This window comes from Streptomyces sp. NPDC007983, assembly GCF_042958345.1.
In the GTDB taxonomy this organism is placed as follows: Bacteria; Actinomycetota; Actinomycetes; order Streptomycetales; family Streptomycetaceae; genus Streptomyces.
Genome location: NZ_JBIBJI010000012.1, coordinates 149,039 through 171,117 on the forward strand (window position 1 = coordinate 149,039; position 22,079 = coordinate 171,117).

19 protein-coding genes, 1 tRNA gene and 2 pseudogenes are annotated in these 22,079 nt (G+C 72.2%); 14 read left to right on the plus strand and 8 right to left on the minus strand.

The features are described from left to right. Positions 1–120 precede the first annotated feature (120 nt). From ACFZCY_RS30970 to ACFZCY_RS30990, 5 genes and pseudogenes are all read left to right on the plus strand, one after another. The gene (locus ACFZCY_RS30970) at positions 121–345 is read left to right on the plus strand and encodes a hypothetical protein (RefSeq protein WP_391180534.1); all 225 of its coding nucleotides are present in this window, start codon (positions 121–123) and stop codon (positions 343–345) included. 147 nt (positions 346–492) lie between these two features. Further along, complete coding sequence (locus ACFZCY_RS30975) at positions 493–828, plus strand: hypothetical protein (RefSeq protein ID WP_391180537.1); 336 nt, start codon at positions 493–495, stop codon at positions 826–828. A 371-nt stretch (positions 829–1,199) separates the two neighbouring features. Then, a pseudogene (locus ACFZCY_RS30980) lies at positions 1,200–1,895 on the plus strand (helix-turn-helix domain-containing protein); the annotation flags it as partial. Between the two features lie 27 nt (positions 1,896–1,922). Further along, positions 1,923–2,396 (plus strand): hypothetical protein, encoded by a 474-nt coding sequence (locus ACFZCY_RS30985; protein ID WP_391180785.1) that lies wholly within the window; start codon positions 1,923–1,925, stop codon positions 2,394–2,396. A gap of 33 nt (positions 2,397–2,429) precedes the next feature. Further along, positions 2,430–2,559 (plus strand): annotated as a pseudogene (locus tag ACFZCY_RS30990) (dTDP-4-dehydrorhamnose reductase); the annotation flags it as partial. 434 nt (positions 2,560–2,993) lie between these two features. On the opposite strand, the gene ACFZCY_RS30995 reads toward ACFZCY_RS30990, so the two are convergent. The 3 genes from ACFZCY_RS30995 to ACFZCY_RS31005 form a co-directional block, all read right to left on the minus strand. Then, entirely contained in the window at positions 2,994–5,129 is a 2,136-nt protein-coding gene (locus ACFZCY_RS30995; protein ID WP_391180539.1) for an NACHT domain-containing protein, read from the minus strand. 434 nt (positions 5,130–5,563) lie between these two features. Continuing rightward, entirely contained in the window at positions 5,564–6,001 is a 438-nt protein-coding gene (locus ACFZCY_RS31000; RefSeq protein WP_391180542.1) for a VOC family protein, read from the minus strand. Positions 6,002–6,238: 237 nt separating this feature from the next. Next, a tRNA-Leu gene (locus tag ACFZCY_RS31005) sits at positions 6,239–6,323 on the minus strand. A gap of 249 nt (positions 6,324–6,572) precedes the next feature. On the opposite strand from ACFZCY_RS31005, the gene ACFZCY_RS31010 reads away from it, so the two are divergent. Together ACFZCY_RS31010 and ACFZCY_RS31015 are read left to right on the plus strand one after the other, a co-directional pair. After that, positions 6,573–7,913 (plus strand): M20/M25/M40 family metallo-hydrolase, encoded by a 1,341-nt coding sequence (locus ACFZCY_RS31010; RefSeq protein ID WP_391180545.1) that lies wholly within the window; start codon positions 6,573–6,575, stop codon positions 7,911–7,913. A 333-nt stretch (positions 7,914–8,246) separates the two neighbouring features. Further along, a complete protein-coding gene (locus ACFZCY_RS31015; RefSeq protein ID WP_391180547.1) occupies positions 8,247–9,161 on the plus strand; it encodes a chaplin family protein in 915 nt (304 codons plus the stop codon). A 77-nt stretch (positions 9,162–9,238) separates the two neighbouring features. On the opposite strand, the gene ACFZCY_RS31020 is transcribed toward ACFZCY_RS31015, so the two are convergent. Next, complete coding sequence (locus tag ACFZCY_RS31020; RefSeq protein WP_079152252.1) at positions 9,239–9,427, minus strand: DUF5703 family protein; 189 nt, start codon at positions 9,425–9,427, stop codon at positions 9,239–9,241. 47 nt (positions 9,428–9,474) lie between these two features. Between ACFZCY_RS31020 and ACFZCY_RS31025 the strand changes: the two genes are divergently transcribed. Next, a complete protein-coding gene (locus tag ACFZCY_RS31025; RefSeq protein ID WP_391180550.1) occupies positions 9,475–10,152 on the plus strand; it encodes a hypothetical protein in 678 nt (225 codons plus the stop codon). Between the two features lie 72 nt (positions 10,153–10,224). Here ACFZCY_RS31025 and ACFZCY_RS31030 read toward each other — a convergent pair whose 3' ends face one another. Then, on the minus strand, positions 10,225–12,786 hold the full coding sequence (locus ACFZCY_RS31030) for a helix-hairpin-helix domain-containing protein (protein WP_391180553.1): 2,562 nt from the start codon (positions 12,784–12,786) through the stop codon (positions 10,225–10,227). Next, complete coding sequence (locus tag ACFZCY_RS31035; RefSeq protein ID WP_391180556.1) at positions 12,783–13,763, minus strand: aldo/keto reductase; 981 nt, start codon at positions 13,761–13,763, stop codon at positions 12,783–12,785. Before ACFZCY_RS31035 ends, ACFZCY_RS31030 begins: the two co-directional genes overlap by 4 nt. Before the next feature lie 150 nt (positions 13,764–13,913). Here ACFZCY_RS31035 and ACFZCY_RS31040 point away from each other — a divergent pair, with 150 nt between their 5' ends. Together ACFZCY_RS31040 and ACFZCY_RS31045 are read left to right on the plus strand one after the other, a co-directional pair. Next, positions 13,914–14,963, plus strand: coding sequence for an LLM class F420-dependent oxidoreductase (locus ACFZCY_RS31040; protein ID WP_391180788.1), 1,050 nt, complete (start codon positions 13,914–13,916; stop codon positions 14,961–14,963). 254 nt (positions 14,964–15,217) lie between these two features. Then, a complete protein-coding gene (locus ACFZCY_RS31045; RefSeq protein ID WP_391180559.1) occupies positions 15,218–16,015 on the plus strand; it encodes a ferritin-like domain-containing protein in 798 nt (265 codons plus the stop codon). Positions 16,016–16,092: 77 nt separating this feature from the next. Here the strand turns inward: ACFZCY_RS31045 and ACFZCY_RS31050 are convergent, their stop codons facing one another. Then, the gene (locus tag ACFZCY_RS31050; RefSeq protein WP_391180562.1) at positions 16,093–17,085 is read right to left on the minus strand and encodes a CorA family divalent cation transporter; all 993 of its coding nucleotides are present in this window, start codon (positions 17,083–17,085) and stop codon (positions 16,093–16,095) included. A 97-nt stretch (positions 17,086–17,182) separates the two neighbouring features. On the opposite strand from ACFZCY_RS31050, the gene ACFZCY_RS31055 reads away from it, so the two are divergent. From ACFZCY_RS31055 to mshC, 4 genes are all read left to right on the plus strand, one after another. After that, positions 17,183–17,878, plus strand: coding sequence for an MSMEG_4193 family putative phosphomutase (locus ACFZCY_RS31055; protein ID WP_391180564.1), 696 nt, complete (start codon positions 17,183–17,185; stop codon positions 17,876–17,878). 100 nt (positions 17,879–17,978) lie between these two features. Then, entirely contained in the window at positions 17,979–18,569 is a 591-nt protein-coding gene (locus ACFZCY_RS31060) for a DUF3090 domain-containing protein (RefSeq protein WP_055553352.1), read from the plus strand. Further along, positions 18,533–19,414: an SCO1664 family protein gene (locus tag ACFZCY_RS31065; RefSeq protein WP_391180569.1), complete on the plus strand. Its 882-nt coding sequence runs from the start codon at positions 18,533–18,535 to the stop codon at positions 19,412–19,414. Before ACFZCY_RS31060 ends, ACFZCY_RS31065 begins: the two co-directional genes overlap by 37 nt. Before the next feature lie 141 nt (positions 19,415–19,555). After that, positions 19,556–20,785 (plus strand): cysteine--1-D-myo-inosityl 2-amino-2-deoxy-alpha-D-glucopyranoside ligase, encoded by a 1,230-nt coding sequence (gene mshC, locus ACFZCY_RS31070; protein ID WP_391180571.1) that lies wholly within the window; start codon positions 19,556–19,558, stop codon positions 20,783–20,785. Positions 20,786–20,928: 143 nt separating this feature from the next. Here mshC and ACFZCY_RS31075 read toward each other — a convergent pair whose 3' ends face one another. Continuing rightward, positions 20,929–21,990 (minus strand): PAC2 family protein, encoded by a 1,062-nt coding sequence (locus ACFZCY_RS31075; RefSeq protein ID WP_391180574.1) that lies wholly within the window; start codon positions 21,988–21,990, stop codon positions 20,929–20,931. Between the last annotated feature and the right edge of the window lie 89 nt (positions 21,991–22,079).

The window sequence follows — 22,079 nt, forward strand, 5'->3', positions numbered from 1 at the left end:
GGGAAGACGGTCGGGTTGAGCAGGTTGATCCGCCAGCAGGCGGGGAGGGCCTGCAGCGCTCCCGGCGGTGTCGTCGCCCCGGGCAGGACGACGATGGGGAGGGGGAGGGATGTGGTTCCGGTGCAGTTGCAGGTGGTGCCGGCGGGGGTGGCGGTGGCGGTGGCGGTGGCGGTGGCGGTGGCGGTGGTGGCTCCGGCGGTGGGGAAGGTGACCGTTGCCGAAGCCTGGCCGGAGGCGTTGGTCGTGCCGGTGCCGAGGGTGCCACTCGGGCTGGAGAAGGTGACCGTGGCACCGCTGACGGGCAGGCCGTTGCACAGCACGAGGGCGGAGAGGGTGGTGGGCTGACCTGCGGTGGCGATGCCGGCCGTGGGCAGGAGCAGGACCGTGCACAGGCTCGTGGTGACCGGGACGAAGACGCACGCGGGGCAGGTTCCGGCAGCCGCTACGAAGGTGGCCGTCACCGACTGACCCGACGTCAGCAGCACCCCGAGGTTGACCGGGGTCACGACGCCGTTGATCACAGGCGTCGATACCGTCCCCCCGCCGGGCAGGGTGTACTGGATCGTGCCGTTGAGCGACGTCGCGTCTCCGCCGCAGGTGAGCGTGGTGCTGGCCTGCGTGGTCGTGCCCACGACGGTCAGGGTGGTCGAGATCGTCCCGTCGGGTGCGGGAGTGATGGTGATCGGAACGATCTCGGCGCCGGTGACCGCGGCGCCGCTGGTGTACACCACGGTGACGGTTTGGGAGCCGGATCCCGCGGCCGTGAAGGTGACCGGAGGGGTGGTCCCGCCAGCGGCGACGGTCGCGGTTTGGGTCTGGCCGTCGTAGGTGAAGGTGGCGGTGTTTCCGGCGCCCACCCCGGCAGGGGTGGAGGTGACCTGGGCCGTGAACGTGGTACAGGCCACGGGCGTGGGGGGAGTGAAAGCAACGGGCGTGGTGCAGCCCCTTCGATTCGGTGTGGTGCGGGGCTGCCACTCGCTGCCGGAGTGCCCAAGGGAACGGAAGGGAACGTGAAGACGATCTCCGTCCTGCCCCCGACAAGGAGATGGGCACCCCATAGTCGGTAGGGGCCAGTACAGCTGTGTCGGGGATGGTTCACCACACTGGGCACAGGAAACCACCCCCTTTGGCCTAGTGCCCTGAGTCGTTGATTCGCTGCCTGAGCTGGTGATTGTTCGGCATGATGGCCGGGGGCGAGGATGGGACGGCCGAAGGACGAGCTGGTACTGACCGACGATGAGCGCGAGACGTTGACCCGCTGGGCCAGGCGTCGTACCTCTTCGCAGGCCCTGGCCCTGCGGTGCCGGATCGTGCTGGAGAGCGCGACCGGGGCGACGAACAAAGACGTCGCCGCCCGGCTCGGCATCGAAGCGCACACGGTCAGCCGGTGGCGGGCCCGCTTCGTGCATGACCGGCTGGAAGGGCTGAGCGACGAGCCGCGTCCCGGTGCCCCCAGGAAGATCACCGACGAGCAGGTCGAGGAGTGATCGTCAAAACTCTGGAGGCCATCCCGAAGGACGCCACGCACTGGTCATCGCGCTCGATGGCCGCCGAGGTGGGCCTGTCGCAGTCGGCCGTCTCCCGGATCCGGCGGACTTTCGGCCTCAAGTCGCACCTGGGGGACCTTCATCGAGAAGGTCCGCGACGTGGTCGGCCTGTATCTCGCCCCACCCGAACACGCCTTGGTGCTCAGCGTGGATGAGAAGACCCAGATCCAGGCGCTGGACCGGTCGGCGCCGGTGCTGCCGATGCCGGGGATGCCCGAGCGCCGTTTCCACGTCCACTTCACCTCCACCAGCTCCTCCTGGCTCAACCAGGTCGAGCGGTGGTTCGCCCTGCTGACGACGAAGCAGATACCGCGAGGCGTCGACAAGAACGTACAGGCCCTGGAGAGTCGGAAGCGGCCAGTAGCCTCATTCGCCATGGGCATTCAGATCGATGTAGTGGTGGGTTACCCGATCAACGATGAGGTGGAGAGGGTGCTCGGGTTGGCCGAGGCGGTCGGCGAGCCCGTCACGGTCACGTTCATGTGGGAGGGGGGCGGAGAGGCGGAACGCGCGGTGCTGGTGCCCGCGGCCACGCTGGCGCTCTGGGAGCATTGGGCCCCCACCGCCTACCCGGCGAGTGGCGCTGAGGAAGAGAACCGTGCTGTGGCGGAGGAGCCGGAACTGGCCCACCCAGCGGAATTCGGCGCGTTCACGCTCTTTCGTCGTCGCGTAGGCGGGCGCACGGCGGTTGCTCGCGAAGGCGTGGTGGTCGCCGAGCTACTGGACCCCGACGAGGCGCACTGGCTCCAGGAGAAGGCCCGCAATGTCCGCCAAGGCTTCATGGATCCGAAGCAGAAGGCGGCGTTCGAGGAGTTCCTCGCCCGCCAGGCATCCCGCGATGATCAGTGACACGCAGCCTCAGGCTCTGGCTCAACTTTTGTGGTGCCACGTCTCGTTGGTGGTTCCCGGATTCTTGGGTGCCGAACTGGTCCGGCAAGCAGCAGCGGCCGGGCACACGACGGCCGCGACCTGCGCGACCAGGCCCGGGAGTACGCGAGAGGTCGCGTGGCACGCCCGGAGACGGGGGTTCTTCTCGTGCATCCGGACGCCGTGGTCCCCGTACCTCGCTGATCATCGGTGACGGGAAGTCCGTACACGAAAGTCTGTCCCTTTCGCGTGGTGGGAGGCGCGGGTCGTCAGCAGCGCCGAAGGTGCCTTCTGATGCGGGGGCCAGGCGCATCGCAGTGCTGGACATCGTGGGGCTCACCCTCTCTCCGGGCGGCAACCGCCCGGCCCATCGCCGAAGGTAAGAACCCGAGCACACTGACGATTCCCGAGCAGCGGTTCGGAGAGGGCTCGCCGCTGTGGAACGTCCGTCAGTAAGCGGGAAGCGCGTACGCGCCCACGTGTGTCCGGGGCTGGGTGGCGGACAACGAGGGCAAGCTGGCTCAGCACCCGGCTCATTCAGCCACTGGCCTTCCGACCGCGGGCACTGCTGGCGTGCAGTTACGTCAGCGGGCGGCCCTCCGCGTCTTCTGGACGTGTCGTCCGGGGCGCGGCCGGTGGCGGCGGGGCTTCGGCGTGCCGGGCGAGGCGGCGTTGCAGGTCGATGTGGCGGAACTGGTAGACGGGGCCGACCTGCCGCAGGACGCCGCGCACTTGGTGGGCGTCGGCGAGGAAGGCCATGAAGTGGCGTGGCAAGGCGCCCCCGTGCCGGGCAGCCAGGTAGAGACGGCTCAGAGTGAAGTCGCCCCAGGCGGTGCGGTGGAGGGCGGCGGCCAGACCAAGGACGAGCCCGCTCCAGAAGCCGATGCCGCAGCCGAACACAGCGCTGCCGCCCAGTGCGTCAAGGGGGTCGACGTCTTGCAGGTCACCGTTCAGATACCCCAGCAGGATGCCCAGGAGGAACCCTGCCAGAAGACCGAGGAGGGCGCCGGTGCGCACGAAACTCCAGAAAGCCCTGCGGTCCAGCCGGAGCAGTTCCTGTGGACTCGTCACCGAGGCGAGGTCGGCTGGGGTCACGCTCCATGCTGTGACCAGCCAGCACGCAAGCCCGGCCACGGCACCCCAGCCGACGCCGGCCACCGAGTCGAGGAGAAAGTCGAGTACCGTGCCGACGAGGATCGCGGTCCCGAGCCCCAGCAAGACGGAGCGGCGGTTCCAGGACCAGCGGTCCCGCACTGCCGGGGTGTTTCGTTCTCGCCGCCGGAACACGTGGCTGAGGAGCCATCCCGCGGGCAGGTAGGCGGCGCACACGGCCAACACCCAGATCAGGGACCCCGGCAGGCCACCGTCCCAGCCCCCGTAAAGAAGCAGGAGCATGGGCGCGGCGCAGAACAGCGCCAGCAGGTCCCCGAGGCCGTCCTCTGCGAAAAGACCCAGAACGGTAAGGCCAAAGCTCAGGAGCGTCAGCAGGAACATCGCCGCACCCAGGGCCGCGCCCGGCAGCAGCCGCCGTGTGGTCTCGGGCACCGCCAGCCGCAGCTGCCACCAGGCGAGGTCGGCTTCGCCGTGCAGGTCGTCTTCCAAGTGTCTGGCCAGGAAGGCCAGTGTCTGCTGGGCCTGGCGGCTTGTCCACCGCGCCTGGTGGCCGGGAAGGGGGCGGTAGACGGCGGGGATGAATCCGTCGAAGAGCTGGGCGCGGATGGCCGCGGCGGTGGGGAAGCGGGTGGTGTCGCACAGTTCGGCCGGGTCGGGTAACGCCATGGGGCGTTCGCCGGGGCGCGGGTTGTAGATCGTTCGGGCCAGGAACAGCGTCAGGGGGGTGCGCAGGGCCTGGCTGACGGGGGTGCCGGTGGGCAGGCGGCTGAGTACGGGCCGCCAGCGCCCCGCGGAAGGGGTGTCCTCACCGCCGGCGTCGCGGCGCAGATAGGCGGCGGCCTCTTCGGAGTTCACGGATTCGAGTTCGATGCCGGCTGCCCTGGCGAGCCGTACGGGAACGCCTGCGTTGGCGGGCGGATCGACGGCGGCCCGGTACTCGGCGGTGCGGCTGGTCAGGACGAGCGGGGTTCCCGGAGGCAGGGTGCGGTTGATGGCGTCCAGGGCCACGGCGCGGGTGTGTGCGGGCAGTTCGTCCAATCCGTCGAGCAGGGGAATGATCAGACGCTGGTCCAGCAGCGCGCGGGCACGCGACGTGACGTGGCCGGGTCCGCCGCCTGCGGCCGGAGCGGGAGCTGGTGCGGCAAGGCCCGGGTAGTCGGTGGCGAGGCGTTCGGCCAGCCATGCGTCGAGTTCCCGGCGGTCGGGGTCCCAGGAAGCCAAGGGGAAGATGACCGGGACCGGTGAGCCCGGCTCGCGCGACTGGAGCAGGCCCAGCAGGAGGCGTACGAGCATCATCGTCTTGCCCGCGCCCGGCTCACCGAGGATCAGCAGGCGTCTGCCCGGTACGCGGACGGTGAATACCTCGACGATCTCGTCGTCGCTGCCGGCCAGGCACTCGGGGCCGCCGGACCAGGCGGGCGGCCGTGCGGCTTGGCCGGCGGGTGTTCTGGTGGAAGTACGCACGAGAATGGCCCACGGTTCCACCACGTCGGCGCGGGCAGGTTGCCAGGGGACAGGCAGTGCATACGGTTCGTCGAGGCGCCGGACCCTCGCCTCGGCCTGCCACTGGGTGCGCACCGCCAGCGCCAGTTCGTCGGTCATGGCCGTCAGATCGAGGCTGTCAGCGTGTTCGCGCCGGTCGGCCCGGTAGCCGAGCCACGAAATGTAAAGCGACGCCACACCGACGACGAGGCCCACGGCGGTGCCGGCGACCCCCAGCAGGTGTTCCGCGCTCGCTCCGCCGCGCCAGTGAGCCGGCCTCGCGAAGATCAGCCCGACGGCCGCGACAGCTCCCGTAACCAGGGCCCATGCTCTGTAGTGTCCGCGCCTGCTGTTGCCGCCGTCGCCACGTAGGTCCCCCGTTCGCATGGGCACGAGGATGCCGCATCGTGCTGCAGGGCGACAGGACGAAGTCGGACGAGTGGACCCCGGCGTACGCCCTCTCGTCGCAGTGTCAGTTCGCGCGAGGCGCCGCCGCGGCTGCGTGACCAGCCACTAGATCATGCTGCTTTGCCTTCACCGGTCTCGGGCCGGGCTCAGCCGGAGTGCTGGTCGCCCTGCACGTCGTGCAAGGAGGGGGCGTAGGAAATACCGACGATCAAGCCGTCCGCGGTGAGAAGCCTGGCCACCGTCTGGCCCCACGGCTCGGTGCGGGCCTGGTGCACCAGGTCGAAACCCGCGCGCTGAAGCTCGGCACCGGCGGCGGTGACGGCTTCCGCGTTCGCCACCTCGAACTCGATCGATGCCTGTGGGACGACCCGGTCGGCGGGCCACTGGGCCGTGCCGAAGCACGCCTCGGCTGCCTGCGAGAGGGGCCACAGGCCGAAGTGCTTGCTGCCGGGGACGTTCCCGCTGGAGTAGTAGCCGTTGCCTTCCCCCTCCAGGGGGAGGCCAAGAGCTTCGATGAACAGCTTGCGGCTCAGCGGCGGGTCGGCGACGACCGCCGCCACGCTCGTGATGAAGAGAACGTCCATGCCGGTGGTGGCACTCCCTGCTGCGACTGGACCGCGGGGCCGGAGATTCGGCCTGGTCGGCACCGCCTGCCGCGACCGGATCGCGCTCAACCTATCCGCCTGCTCCCCAAGGGCCGGGACACCCGCGCCCACCACCAGCGTCGAGTCACCCGATCGGGCCGACTGACATGCGCACTCACGCGCGACCCGAAAACGACAATCCCCACGGTCGACAAGCAACCGTGGGGAAGGGGTACGTGTCCGAGGGGGGACTTGAACCCCCACGCCCGATAAAGGGCACTAGCACCTCAAGCTAGCGCGTCTGCCATTCCGCCACCCGGACCAGGTGTCTGCCGTCCGACCCGCGGCCGTTCCGACGTGGAAAACCATAGCAAACATCAGAGCGTGCTCGATCACGCGGACGGTTGCGCGGAGGGCGGCGGCCGGCGGTCCGTCGCTGTGTGACGGGAGCATGACGGCAGCATTGCGGCCTTGGGCTGCGGCGTCGGGAGGGGGAGGATGGCGGGATAGCCCCGCGGCGGGCCGGTCCGGGTGGACCCGGCCCGGGGGCAGGGAACGATGAGGAGGCAGCGTGAGTGAGTCGCAAGCGGGCGGGACGAAAGCCGGAACGGTCAAAGGCGAGGACGAGGTCGTCGATCTGTGCCGTGATCTGATCCGGATCGACACCAGTAACTACGGCCCCGACCACTCCGGCCCCGGCGAGCGGGCCGCCGCCGAGTACGTCGCCGAGAAGCTCGCCGAGGTGGGGCTCGAACCGCAGATCTTCGAGTCGCGCAAGGGCCGGGCCTCGACCGTGGCGCGCATCGAGGGCGAGGACCCGTCCCGGCCCGCGCTGCTCATCCACGGCCACACCGATGTCGTCCCGGCCAACGCCGAGGACTGGACCCACCACCCCTTCTCCGGCGAGATCGTCGACGACTGCGTCTGGGGCCGGGGCGCGGTGGACATGAAGGACATGGACGCCATGACGCTCGCGGTCGTACGGGAGCGGCTGCGCACCGGCCGCAAGCCCCCGCGCGACATCGTGCTCGCCTTCCTCGCCGACGAGGAGGCCGGTGGCGTGTTCGGCGCGCGGCACCTGGTGAACCAGCACCCGGAGCTGTTCGAGGGCGTGACGGAGGCGATCGGCGAGGTCGGCGGCTTCTCCTTCACCGTCAATGAGGACCTGCGGCTGTACCTGATCGAGACCGCCCAGAAGGGCATGCACTGGATGCGGCTCACGGTGGACGGCACCGCGGGCCACGGCTCGATGACCAACAACGACAACGCCATCACCGAGCTGTCGGAGGCGGTCGGGCGGCTCGGCCGGCACAAGTTCCCGATCCGGGTGACCAAGACCGTACGGTCCTTCCTGGACGAGCTGTCCGACGCGCTCGGTACCCCGCTCGACCCGGAGAACATGGACGAGACGCTGGCCAAGCTCGGCGGGATCGCGAAGCTCATCGGGGCGACGCTGCAGAACACCGCCGCGCCGACCATGCTCGGCGCCGGTTACAAGGTCAACGTGATCCCCGGGCAGGCGACGGCCCATGTGGACGGCCGTTTCCTGCCGGGTCTGGAGGACGAGTTCCTGGCCGACCTCGACCGCATCCTCGGCCCGCGGGTCAAGCGCGAGGACGTGCACGCGGACAAGGCACTGGAGACGAGCTTCGACGGGGCGCTGGTCGAGGCCATGCAGACGGCGCTCAAGGCCGAGGACCCGATCGCGCGCGCGGTGCCGTACTGCCTCTCCGGCGGTACGGACGCCAAGTCCTTCGACGACCTCGGCATCCGCTGCTTCGGCTTCGCGCCGCTGCGGCTGCCCCCGGAGCTGGACTTCGCCGGGATGTTCCACGGGGTGGACGAGCGGGTGCCGGTGGACGGGCTGAAGTTCGGCGTGCGGGTCCTCGACCGGTTCCTGGACGGGTGCTGAGCCCTTCCCGGATGGCCTAATCGATCACACATACCGAATGCATCACAAAGGGTGAATGCTGTCGTAGCTTGATAGCTTGATTGCTCCCTCCTCGTTACATGGGGTGTGCGGCTCGTGACCGGGCCGCGATGCCGAAGAGGGGGCGGGATGAAGAACCCCGGCCTTCGGCGACTACCGCATCGATCACGTGACGTTGAGTCACGGTCCACCGGAACGTGATCCCGGCGGGCCCGGAGTGTGCGCCACGCACTCCGGGGCCGCCCGGGCATGGGGGTGCGGGCGACACCGCCCGCACGCGTTCCGGCCGGGCCACCGGCAGGGGAGCGAAGAGTTATGCGACAGGTTGCGAAAAAGGGCCTGATCACCGTAGCGGCGGCGAGCGGCGTGCTGGCCGTGACCGGGGGCTACGCCCATGCGGATTCGGGGGCGAACGGCGGCGCCGGGTACTCGCCCGGGGTCGTGTCGGGCAACAACATCCAGGCTCCGGTGCATGTGCCGGTGAGCCTGTGCGGGAACACCGTGAACGTCCTCGGGTTCATGAACGAGGCCCGGTGCGGCGGCGGTGCGCAGGCGGGCTCCGGGGGCTCGGGCAGCGGCTCCGGCGGATCCGGCAGTTCGGCCAGTGGCTCCCAGGCGGGGGGCTCCTCCGCCCAGGGCGCCACCCAGACCTCGCCGGGGGTCGGCTCCGGCAACAACATCCAGGCTCCGGTGCACGTTCCGGTCCATGTGTGCGGGAACAACATCGGTGTGATCGCGGCCGGGAACAGCAGCGGGGGCGACTGCGACGGCGTGGTCGACGCCGTACCGAACAACCCGGGCAACCCCGGGATCCCCGGCAACCCGGGGAATCCTGGTAACCCCGGCAACCCGGGAAACCCTGGTAACCCCGGGAATCCTGGTAACCCCGGAACCCCGGGCAACCCCGGTAACCCGGGTCAGCCCGGTACCCCCGGCCAGCCGAACCACCCGGGCCAGCCGGGCGATGACACCCCAGGCAACCACGGCAACAACGGTGGCAACGGCAACGGCAACGGCCACGGCAACGGCAACGGGAACGGGAACGGGAACGGCCAGAACGGAGCGCACGGCGCCGACCAGGCCGCGAACCTCGGCGGTTCCCACCTCACGGGCAGCGAGCAGCTCGCCCACACCGGTGCCGGACCGATGGAACTGGCCATTCCGGCCGCCGCGGGCATGCTGCTCGCGGGCACGGTGATCTACCGCCGGGCGCGCGTCGCCCGGCGCTGATCTCGCCTACCCTGTCTGACCTGGTCTGATCCGGTCCGATCGCAGCGGGCCCCGCATCGTGCGGGGCCCGCTGTGCGTCACCAGGTGGCGCGGAGCTGGCGGATGATGCGGCGCCGCAGCCGCACTCTTCGGCTGCCGTCGGGGTTGAGTCTCAGTCGATCCAACTCCCAGTGTCCGTATTCGGCATGGTCGGTGAGCAGGCGGGTAGTGGCGTTGCGGGACACCCCGCGTGGCACATACACGTCGCAGAATTCGTATTCCGGCATCGCATCTATTGTGCGGGAACTGCCCTGGTACGGATAGCGTCTGCACTATGTCTGATGCTGCGCAGCCATCCGCTGCCGAGGTACGCGCCGCCGCCGAAGCGGTGAAAGTCGCACTGGACCGTCACCTCGACGCCGTCGAACGCCGGTCGGGGGAAGGCGACCCGGCCGTCTACGCCGCATTCAACGAATTGGCGGCGGCAGCCGAGGTCTACGACGAGCTGCTCTACGACACCTACGACGAAGTCACGCCCTTCGAGATCCCGGGCGACGACACCCTGCCCGCCTACGCGGGACCGGACGAACCCAGCGCGCTCAGCGTGCTGATCCGCCGGGACTACGCGGTCGTCGAACCGCAGCGGCTGCTGTCGCAGGCCCAGCGCATCGTCGACCTCGATCCGGACCTCGACACCGGGGGCGGCCGCCTGGGCGGTGGGACGGCCGGCGCCGGTGAAAGCGTCCACGCCGCCCTCGGGGTCGTCTTCGGCGAGTTCGAGCCGGACGAGATCGCCTCCCGGCACAAGGAGTTCGGCCTGGAGGAGGGCGACTCGACCCTCTGGGTCTCGGCCGTCGAGGAGACGGCCGAACCGGGCGAATGGCTGTCCGCCCCGTTCGACCAGGCCGACCCGGAGCAGATCGTGTGCCGTTTCGACGTCAGCTCGGTCTTCGACGAGGAGCTGGACGAGGAGGACGAGGACGATCTCGAGGTGCTGGGCCCGGGGAGCTGAACCCGGCCGCACCACGCCGCACCCCGGGCCCTCCGGCCGCGCGCCCCGCGGCCCGAGGGCCCGTATCGCCCGTCATCCCGGGGGCGGCGTCTGGGTCTGGAGCAGGGACCGCAGGCGCGTGGTGCGGTCCTTGAACGGGATCTCCGCGACCGCCCGTGGCAGCGCCGCCTCGGCGCCGTGCACCACGGACAGATGCCGCTCACCCCGGCTGAAGGCCGTGTAGACCCAGGCCCGGGTCAGCCCGGCCGCCGCGTCCCCCGGCAGCACCACGACCGCCGCGGACCAGCGCATTCCGGCCGCCTGGTGCGCGGTGAGGGCCCAGCCGTGCCGCACCAGGTCGCCGACCTGCTCACGGGGCACCACCACCGGCGCACCCGCGCAGTCCAGCCGCAGCCCCTCGGCGTCCGCCGACACCACGGTGCCCGGGAGGGCACGGCCCGGCGCCGGGGTGTAGGCGACGCGGTCGCCAGGGTCGAATCCGGCGAACCGGCCGGGGCCGGGGTTCAGCCGCTCCTTCAGGGCGGCGTTGAGGGCCCGCGTCCCGGCCGCGCCACCATGGCCCGGAGTGATCACCTGCGTCTGCTCCGACGGCACGCCGATCGCTCGCGGCACCGAGGCCGCGACCAGCTGCACGGTGCGGTGCACCGCCTCGCCCGCGTCGCGCACGGGGACGATCACGACCTCCTTGCCCGGTGCCTCCACCTGGTTCAGCTCACCGATGCCGATGCCCGAGACCAGCTCGCCGATCGGCCCCGGGTCGGGCGTCCGGGAGACGACCTGCGGGCAGCGGCGGGCCGCCACCAGGTCCGCGAAGACCCGGCCGGGCCCGGCCGACCACAGCACGCCCGGATCCCCGCTCAGCACCAGCCGGGCGCCGTCCGGCAGGGATTCGACGAGCATCGCCGCCGTCTCCACGTCCAGCTGGGGGGCGTCCAGCACGGCGATCAGGTCGACCGCCAGCGCACCCTCCTCGTCGCGCCCCGGGCCCTCGCTGCCGGAGAGCAGCCCGGCGACGGTGACGGCCGCGTCGGCGCCGACCTCCGTGGCCAGCCGCCGCCTGCCGTCCTCGCTGTGCGCGGCGGCGCAGACCCGCAGCCCCATCGACTGCGCGGCGGCGACCAGCGCCGCCGGTTCGGCCCGGGCGGCCTCGCCGCCGCTGTGCGTGACCAGGCCGTGTGCCGCGGCGGTACGGATCAGCTCCGCCGCGGACGGGGACGGCGCGGCGGTGGCGGCCGCCTCCCAGCCCGGCGCGGACTCGTGCGCGTCGACGAAGGTGCTGATCAGCCGCGCGAACCCGTCCGCCAGGCTCTCCTCGGCCAGCGCGTACCGGTCGAGCCCCAGCAGCACCCGGACCGGCTGCTCGGCCTCCTCGTCGTCGGGCGCGGCGGGTGTGGCGGGCCGGGCGCCCGCAGGCGCCTCCAGGGCGTCCTGGAAGACCAGCACCCCGCCGCCCGCGATGGCCGTCCGCAGCGCCTCGTCCGGGTCCGGTACGGACACCTTGGCGAGCGCGGCCCGCAGGGCGGACGACTCCAGCGCGGTGTGCCCTTCGAGGGCGGCGCGCTCCAGCAACCACCCGGTGAGCGCCTGCGAGCGGCGCTCGTCGCCCGGCCCGCAGTCCGGCCCCAGCAGGGCACGGGCGAACCCATCGGCCTGCTCGGGGCGCACCCCGGGCACGGCGAGCAGCTGCCAGGGGTCCTCGCGCAACGCCTCGGCGGCGCGCTCGCCCAGGGTCTCGGCGACCGGGACGGCGAGCGCCTCGGGCGCCCCGCCCGCCGCCAGCACCTCCCGGACTCCGTCGACTCCCGCCGCCGCAGGCCGCACCGGCGGCGGGACGGGAGCCGGGCCGGGGGTACGGGCCGGTTCGCGCGCGGGAGCGGCGGCCGCGCGTGGCCGGGCGGGCGCGGCCGGACGGGGCTCGTTGAAGAACGACGCCGCCGACCGCTCCCCGCTCTCCACGGCCCGCACGGCGGCGGCCAGCGCCTCGGCGGCAGCCGACCGCCCGCCGGACCCCGCCCCGCCCGCCGGAGCGGCTCCGGCGGACGTCTGCCCGGGGGCGTCCGCGTCCTCCGAGCCGCCGGACCCCGCCGCACGCCCGTCGCCCGCGTCCGGGCCCCCCGGTGCGGTGCTCTCGTCGCCGGACCGGCCGGGCTCTGCCGTAGTGCCCTCCGCGTCCGCTGTACCGGCCCCGGCGGCGTCCCCGGTGGGGCCGGGCTGCTCGGGGCCTTCCGGCGCGGCCGCTGATGCCGGTGCGTTTGATGCCGGTGCGTTCGGCGAACCGGCCCCGCCGGGTGTCTGCCCGGGGACATCCGCAGGAGCCGGGCCCCCCGGTGCGGCGGTGCCGGTCCCCGCCGGCTCGGCATCGGCCCCGGACTCGGCGTCCGCGTCTGCGTCCCCGGGGGCGCCGCCCCCGGCCTCGGGCTGGAGCGATCCTGCCGTGGCGCTGTCCGCGTCCGCGGGGGCGGCCTCATCCGGCTCGCCGCCCGGCCGGGCGGCTGCTGACGCGGCGTCGGGCCCGTCGGCGGGGCTCCCCGGCGCCGACGGCGCCGCTTGGGCATCGGCGGGCGCGGCGCGGTCCGCGCTCGCCTCGGTGGCCTCCTCGGGCGGGGGGTCGCCGGCGAGGTGGTCGGTCGTCACAGCGTGCTCCAGTCCTGATCGGGATAGCGGTGCACGGGCGCCGACACATCGTCGAGCGCCTGGCAGATCTCGTCCGGAAGACTAAGGGCCTCCACCGACAGCGCCGTGCGCAACTGCTGGGCGTTGCGCGCGCCCACGATGGGCGCGGTCACGCCCGGGCGGTCGCGCACCCAGGCGAGCGCGACATGCAGGGCGCTGGTGGCCAGGCCGTCGGCGGCGATGGCCACGGCGTCGACGATCCGGCTCGCCTCCTCGTCGAGGTACGGGGCGACGAAGGCGGCGAGCTCGGAGGCGCCACGGGAGTCGGAGGGCGTCATGTGGCGGTACTTTCCGGTCAGTACGCCACGCCCCAGGGGCGAGGAGGGCAGCAGGCCGATGCCGAGGTCCAGGGCGGCGGGGAGCACTTCGCGCTCGACGCCGCGCTGGAGCAGCGAATACTCCATCTGGGTGCTGGCGAGCCGGGTGTGGGCACCGGAGGAGGCCAGCTGCCAGGTGGCGGCCTTGGCGAGCTGCCAGCCGCAGAAGTTGGACACGCCGACATACCGCGCCCGCCCGCTGCTGACCGCTATGTCGAGTGCCTGCAGGGTCTCCTCGAGCGGGGTGACGGGGTCGAAGGCGTGCACCTGCCACAGGTCGACGTGGTCCGTGCCCAGCCGCTCCAGCGAGGCGTCCAGGGCCGCCAGGAGATGGCCGCGGGAGCCGTCGAAGCGGCGGTCCGGGTGGGGGACGCTGCCCGCCTTGGTGGCGATCTGCAGATCGCGCCGCGGCACCAGCCCCTCCAGCAGCCGCCCGAGCAGATACTCCGCCTCTCCGCCCGCGTACACATCGGCGGTGTCGACCAGCGTCCCGCCCGCCTCCCAGAACGCCTTGAGCTGGTCCGCCGCCTCATGTTCGCCGGTGTCCCGCCCCCAGGTGAGCGTGCCGAGCCCGAGCCGGGATACGCGCAGGCCGGTGCGGCCCAGGTGCCTTAGCTCCATGTACGTCGCTCCATGAACATCGAGATTACTGGCCGGAAAGCGGACCGTGTCAGCCTGTGGATAACCCACCCCTGACGTACCGCGGGTTCGCGCGCTAGAGTCCCCGGAACAGCGACGTTACTGATCAGTAAGAGGTGCGGCACCATGGGTATGCGGCTCGGAATCAACCTCGGCTACTGGGGCGCCGGGATGGACGCGGACAACCTCGCGGTGGCGCGCGAGGCCGACCGGCTCGGCTACTCGGTCTGCTGGGCCGCGGAGGCGTACGGATCGGATGCCGCCACCGTGCTCTCGTGGGTCGCCGCGCAGACCGAGCGCATCGACGTCGGCTCGGCCATCTTCCAGATCCCGGCCCGTACGCCCGCGATGACGGCGATGACCGCCGCCACCCTCGACTCCCTCTCCGGCGGCCGGTTCCGCCTCGGCCTCGGCGTCTCGGGGCCGCAGGTCTCGGAGGGCTGGTACGGCGTGCGGTTCGACAAGCCGCTCGCCCGCACCCGCGAGTACGTGGAGATCATCCGCAAGGCGATGTCGCGCGAGCGGCTGACCCACGAGGGCGCCAACTGGACCCTGCCGCTGCCCGGCGGTCCGGGCAAGCCCATCAAGCTCACCGTGCACCCGGTGCGCGAGTACATCCCGCTCTACATCGCGGCCATCGGCCCGAAGAACCTGGAGCAGACCGGCGAGATCGCCGACGGCGCGCTGGTCATCTTCTTCGCCCCCGAGCACGCCGAGGCGACCACCCTCGGCTCGCTGCGGGCGGGCCGGGAGAAGGCGGGCAAGACCCTCGACGGCTTCGACCTGGTGCCCACCGTCCCGCTCGCGGTGGGCGAGGACGTCCGCGGCCTCGCCGACCAGTTCCGCCCGTACACCGCGCTCTACGTGGGCGGCATGGGCAGCGCCAAGCAGAACTTCTACAACAAGCTCGCCCAGCGCATGGGGTACGAGAAGGAGGCCGCCGAGATCCAGGAGAAGTACCTGGCCGGGGACAAGGAGGGCGCTGCCGCGGCCGTCCCGCACGAGCTGATCGACTCCACCACGCTGCTCGGCCCGGTCGAGCGCATCGCCGACCGGATGCGGGCGTACGCCGAGGCCGGTGTCACCACCCTGTCGCTCAGCCCCGCGGGATTCACGCTGGAGGAGCGGGTGGCCGGGCTGCGGGCCGGTGTCGAGGCGCTGGAGCGCGCGGGGCTGGCGTAGCCGGGCTCGCGCGGCGGATGTTTCCGCGGCCGTGGTGGGGGCTCGGGGGTCTTCCCCGCCACGGCCGTCACCGAGCACAACGCCTCCGGTGCCGCCGGGTTACGCGTCCGGCGGGGCCCTCCGTATTCGCTCGTGATTCCCTCGTACGGATGAGCCGGACGCCCCACCTGTTGCCACTGCCGATACCCGGCATTTGACTCTTTTCAGTGCGGACATCGCGACCATCGCGCATGCCGTGCCCGGAGGTGGCAGTCATGCTCTCGGCGAAAAGCGTCTTCCAGGAGATCCTCGGGAACGACGAGTCGTTCCGGCTGTTCTGCTCCATCGCGGCCAGCGGCGAGGCGCAGGGCGGCTGGGAGAACGGCCGGATCGCCGCGCTCGTGCCCGACAGCCAGCGTGCCCTCGCGCCCAAGATCATCCGCCATGGCGCGGACGAGGACAAGCACGGCCGGATCTTCAACGCCCTGCTCCGCAAGCGCGGCCTGGAACCGGTGGAGGTGCCGTGGGCGACGGACTACACCATGCTGCTGGAGGCCCGCGGCGTCGGCCTCGCCCACGAGAAGCTGCGCCGCGACGAACCGCTCACCGAGCACGACATCGTCCTCTACCTCGCCCACAGCCGGGTCACCGAGCAGCGCGCCGCCGCGCAGATGACCATGTTGCGCGACTGCTTCGGCGACCATCCGGAGGTCGGCCGGGCGGTCACGATGATCGCCAAGGACGAGGAGAACCACCTCGCCTACTGCCACGAGGAGTTGCTGCGGCTGGCCGCCGCCGGGTACGGCCGGACCATCCAGCGGGCGCTACGGGAGTGCGCGCTCGTCGAAATGGAGGTTCACCGGTGCGTCAGCCTCGCCGTGCTGACGCAGATGGGGCGCATCCTCGGCTGGTCGAAACGGAAGACCTCGGTGCTGACGGCGGGCATCAAGGCCGGGTACGGGTACGAGCGGCTGGGCGCCTGGCGCCGCATGGTGACGCTGCGGATGCCCGAGCGGCGGGACGCGATGGGGGCCACGGAGACGGCCGCCCCCGAGGCGCCCGAGTTCGCCTGAGCCGACCCCGCCCCCACGGCGACCTGCGGCGGCGTACGGGCCGCGTACGGCCCGTTCAGAGCCAGCCGACGGCCCGTTCAGAGCCAGCCGCGCCGCTTGAACATGCGGTACAGCAGCGCGATCACTCCGGCCATCAGCCCCAGCGCGGCCGGATAGCCCCACGGCTGGCGCAGCTCCCACATGTGCGTGAAGTTCATGCCGTAGATGCCGGCGATCAGCGTCGGCACCGCCGCCATCGCCGCCCACGCGGAGATCTTCCGCATGTCGTCGTTCTGCCGCACGCCCATCTGCGCCAGATGGGCCGAGAGGATGTCCGACAGCAGCCGGTCCAGGCCCTCCACATGCTCGTTCACCCGGGTCAGATGGTCGCTGACGTCGCGGAAGAACGGCCGCGAGCCCTCGTGGACGAACGGCACCCCCGCGCCCGCGAGCCGGGTCATCGGCTCCGCCAACGGGCCCGTGGCGCGGCGGAATTCGAGCACCTCGCGCTTGAAGGCGTAGATCCGGCCCGCCGTGTTCTGGCCCCCGCTGCCGTCCGGTGCGAACACCTCGGTCTCCAGGCCGTCCAGGTCCTCGTGGAGGGCGTCCGCGACGTCCAGGTAGTGGTCCACGACCGCGTCGGCGACCGCGTACATCACCGCCGTCGGACCGTGCTGGAGCACATCGGGGGTCTGCTCCAGCCGCTCCCGCACCGTGCTCAGCGGATTGGCCTCGCCGTGCCGTACGGTCACCACGAAGGAGTCACCGACGAACACCATCAGCTCACCGGCGGTGACGGTCCCGGCCTTCTCCTCGTACTGGACCGGCTTGAGCACGAGGAACAGCGAGTCGTCATAGATCTCCAGCTTGGGCCGCTGGTGCGCGGTCAGCGCGTCCTCCACGGCCAGCGGGTGCAGCCCGAACTCGCTGGTGACCAGCTCGAACTCCTTCTCCGTCGGCTCGTGCAGCCCGATCCAGAGGAAGGAGTCCCCGGTCAGACGCGCCTGGTCCAGGGCGTCGGAGAAGTCGGCGGGTCCCTCGGTGCGGCACCCGTCCTGGTAGATGGCACAATCCACGATCACGCGGGGCATTGTGCCTCGCCCGGGTAAGAAGCGCACCGGGGGGAAGCGCACACGACGGGCGCACACCCTCCCTGAGCGGGCCCGGAGGGGTCGTAGGGTGGCAGGCATGCCCACGCTGATCCTCGTCCGGCACGGCCGGTCCACCGCGAACACGGCCGGCGTCCTCGCGGGCTGGACCCCCGGCGTCGCCCTCGACGAGCGCGGCGCCGCCCAGGCCGCGGCGCTCCCCGGGCGGCTCGCCGGGCTGCCGCTCGCCGCCGCCGTCGCCAGCCCGCTCCAGCGCTGCCAGGAGACGCTGGCCCCGCTGCTCGCCGCCCGCCCCGAACTGCCGCTGCACGCCGAGGAGCGGATCGGGGAGTGCCACTACGGCGACTGGTCGGGCCGCAAACTCGCCGAGCTGGCCGATGAACCGCTGATGAACATCGTCCAGCAGCATCCGTCCGCCGCCGCCTTCCCCGGGGGCGAGTCCATGCGCGCCATGCAGGCGCGCGCGGTCGACGCGGTGCGCGACTGGAACGCCCGGGTCGAGGAGGAGCACGGCGCCGACGCGACCTACCTGATGTGCTCGCACGGCGACATCATCAAGGCGATCGTTGCGGACGCGCTCGGCCTCCACCTCGACCTCTTCCAGCGGATCTCGGTCGAGCCCTGCTCGGTCACCGCGATCCGCTACACCCCCACCCGCCCCTTCGTCGTACGGCTGGGGGACACCGGCGACTTCGCGGGGCTCGCGCCCCGGGCGGACGCCCCCGCCGACCGTGGCGGGGACGCGGCGGTGGGCGGCGACGCGGGGGCACCATGATCTCCGGGCGCAGTAGGGTGGTCCCGCGGCGCGGCCGCGCCGCGGCAGCCGCGACCCCGTAGTCAACCAGCCGACCCGTCGACGCAAATGGAGCAGGACGTTGTCCCGTCAGGTGTTCCTCTATGACCCGCCGGACCGATTCGTCGCCGGTACGGTCGGGCTGCCTGGCCGCCGTACCTTTTTCCTGCAGGCGTCCGCGGGTGGCCGAACCACCAGCGTGGCACTGGAGAAGACCCAGGTCGCGGCGCTTGCCGAGCGGATAGACGAGCTGCTCGACGAGGTGGTGCGGCGCACCGGCGGCAATGCGCCGGTACCGGCCGTCGCCCCCTCCGAACTCAGCGACACCGCACCGCTGGACGCCCCCGTGGAAGAGGAATTCCGCGTCGGCACCATGGCCCTCGCCTGGGACGGCGAGGAGCAGCGCATGATCGTGGAGGCGCAGGCGCTCGTCGAGCTGGAAGCCGAGTCCGAGGAGGACCTCGCCGAGGCCGAGGAACGGCTCCTGCAGGACGACGTGAACGGGCCTCCCATGCTGCGGGTGCGGCTCACCGGCACCCAGGCACGCGCCTTCGCCAAGCGGGCGCTGGACGTCGTCAACGCCGGCCGGCCGCCCTGCCCGCTGTGCAGCCTGCCGCTCGACCCGGAAGGACACGTATGTCCGCGCCAGAACGGATACCGCCGCGAAGCCTGACGCCCCCCGAGCCGTCCGAGCTGCTGGCCCGGGGCGAGCTGACGGTGCGCGGCCGGGTCCGCGAGGCGTCCAACGCGGTGCTCTACTGCACGGTCGAGTACGAGGGCCACAGCGCCCCCTGCGTCTACAAGCCGGTGGCGGGGGAGCGGCCGCTGTGGGACTTTCCGGACGGCACGCTCGCGCAGCGCGAGGTCGCGGCGTACGAGATTTCCGAGGCGACCGGCTGGGGCCTGGTCCCGCCCACCGTGCTGCGCGACGGGCCGTACGGGCAGGGCATGTGCCAGCTGTGGGTCGAGGTGGCCGACGGCGAGCCCCAGGGCTCCGATGAGTTCGACGGCACCGGCGAGTCGGCCGCCGACGGAACCGAACTGCTCGCGCTCGTCGAGGGCGACGAGCCGGGCCCCGGCTGGAAGGCGGTCGGCTTCGCGGAGGTCGGCGAGGGCCGCACCGCGCTGCTGGTGCACGCCGATGACGTACGGCTGCGGCGGCTGGCCGTACTCGACGCGGTGATCAACAACGGCGACCGCAAGGGCGGCCATCTGCTGCCCGCCGCGGGTGGCCGGCTCTATGCGATTGATCACGGTGTGACCTTCAACGCCGAGGACAAGCTGCGCACCCTGCTGTGGGGGTGGGCCGGGGAGCCGCTGCCGGACGACATGCTGGAGGTGCTGCGGCGGCTGGCGGACCAGCTCGCCGACGACGGCCCGCTCCACGCCCGGCTGGCGAAGCTGATCACCGAGGCCGAGATCGAGGCGCTGCGGGCCCGGGTGGCGGCCCTGCTGCGGACCGGGGTGCACCCCGCGCCCAGCGGCCAGTGGCCCGCCATTCCGTGGCCGCCGGTCTGAGCCGAGGGCTCACGGGGCGGCTACGGAGCGGCCGCAAAGCAGCTCGCGGCCGAATGCGCAAGACCGCCTATCCGGCCAACAAACGGTCAGCGGGGCCGGTCCGGTTCGTATCCGGAACTGGCATCCGGTTACGCTCATTGCATGTATGCCTGGCCCGCTTCCGAGGTTCCCGCCCTGCCTGGCAGAGGCCGCGACCTGAGGATCCACGACACCGCGACCGGGGGACCGATCACCCTCACCCCCGGCCCCGTCGCCCGCATCTACGTCTGCGGCATCACGCCGTACGACGCGACCCACATGGGTCATGCGGCGACCTACAACGCGTTCGACCTCGTTCAGCGCGTGTGGCTCGACACCAAGCGCCAGGTCCACTACGTCCAGAACGTCACCGATATCGACGATCCGCTGCTGGAGCGGGCCGTGGCGAACGGCGACGACTGGACGGCCCTCGCCGAGCGCGAGACCGCCCTCTTCCGCGAGGACATGACGGCCCTGCGGATGCTGCCCCCGCGCCACTACATCGGCGCCGTCGAGTCCATACCGGGGATCGTGCCGCTGGTGGAGCGGCTGCGGGACGCGGGCGCGGCCTACGAGGTCGAGGGCGACATCTACTTCTCCGTGGAGTCGGACCCCGCCTTCGGCTCGGTCAGCCGCCTCGACGCCGAGGCCATGCGGCTGCTGTCCGCCGAGCGCGGCGGCGACCCGGAGCGCCCGGGCAAGAAGAACCCGCTGGACCCGATGCTGTGGGTGGCCGCCCGTGAGGGCGAGCCGAGTTGGGACGGCGGCTCGCTCGGCCGCGGCCGCCCCGGCTGGCACATCGAGTGCGTGGCCATCGCCCTCGACCACCTCGGCATGGGCTTCGACGTCCAGGGCGGCGGCTCCGATCTCGCCTTCCCGCACCACGAGATGGGCGCCTCGCACGCCCAGGTCCTCACCGGCGAGCGGCCGTTCGCCCAGTCCTACGTGCACGCCGGGATGGTCGCGCTGGACGGCGAGAAGATGTCCAAGTCCAAGGGCAATCTGGTCTTCGTCTCCGCGCTGCGCCGCGACGGCGTCGACCCGGCCGCCATCCGGCTCGCCCTGCTGGCCCACCACTACCGCTCGGACTGGGAGTGGACCGACGGCGTCCTGCGGGACGCCGAGGCCCGCCTCGCCCGCTGGCGCGCCGCCGTCTCCCGGCCGGACGGCCCGTCGGCGGACGCGCTGGTGGAGGAGGTGCGGGAGGCCCTGGCGAACGACCTCGACTCCCCGGCGGCCCTGGCGGCCGTAGACCGCTGGGCCGCCGCCCAGTCGTCCTCCGGCGGCCCGGACGAGGGAGCCCCGGGCCTGGTATCCCGGGCGGTGGACGCCCTGCTGGGCGTAGCCCTGTAGGCCTCAGCGCCTCAGCCCGGCACCCCGACCCCAGGAGTGAAGCCCCCAGGACCCCGGGTCCTGGGGGCTTCACCGCAGCCCTGCCTCGCCCCGGTCCCCCGAGGGCCCCGGTCCCCCGAGGGCGGCCCGGGCGCTCGCCGGGGTCAGCCCCGGTCGTCCGGGCGGTCGTCCGGGCCGGTGCTGCCCGCGTCCTCGTCGCTCCCGCCGGGCTCGCCAGCGCCCTCGTCGTCGTCCTTCGCGGACGGCTTCCGGGGGCGGGGGTGGCCGCTGCCGGGGTCGCGCAGGTACGGGGCGCCCTCGCGGCCGTCGGCCACGCCGCCGGTGCCCGTCTCCGTCGCATGGCCGCCCGGCGTGCCCGGTGAGCCGTCCCGGCGGCGCAGGTAGCGCTCGAATTCGCGCGCGATCGCCTCGCCCGACGCCTCCGGCAGCTCCGCAGTGTCCCGGGCCTCCTCCAGCGACTGGACGTACTCGGCGACCTCGCTGTCCTCCGAGGCCAGTTGGTCCACGCCGAGCTGCCAGGCGCGCGCGTCCTCGGTCAGCTCGCCGAGCGGGATGCGGACGCCGATCAGATCCTCGAGGCGGTTCAGCAGGGCCAGGGTCGCCTTCGGGTTCGGCGGCTGGGAGACGTAGTGCGGGACGGCCGCCCACAGGCTCACCGCGGGGACACCGGCGTGGGTGCAGGCCTCCTGGAGGATGCCGACGATGCCGGTCGGCCCCTCGTAGCGGGTCTCCTCGAGGTCGAGGCTGCGGGCCAGGTCCGGGTCGGAGGTGACACCGCTGACCGGCACCGGCCGGGTGTGCGGCGTGTCGCCGAGCAGTGCCCCGAGGACGACGACCATCTCGACGCCCAACTCATGGGCGTAGCCGAGGATCTCGTTGCAGAACGACCGCCACCGCATGCTCGGCTCGATACCGCGCACCAGCACCAGGTCGCGGGTCTTCTCGCCGCCCTCCGCGCGGACCACGGAGAGCCGGGTGGTCGGCCAGGTGATCTTGCGGACCCCGTTGTCCAGCGCGACGGTGGGCCGGTTCACCTGGAAGTCGTAGTAGTCCTCGGCGTCGAGGGAGGCGAAGACCTCGCCCTTCCACTCCCGGTCCAGGTGCCCGACCGCGGTGGAGGCGGCGTCTCCGGCGTCGTTCCAGCCCTCGAAGGCACAGATCATGACCGGGTCGATCAGCTCGGGAACCCCCTCAAGCTCGATCACCCAGCGCCTCCTTCCGACCGGGGCGGACGGGATGGTGCCGCCCCCGGTTGCAGTTCGTTTGCGTGCGCCCCAAGCCTACGGCTTCGAGG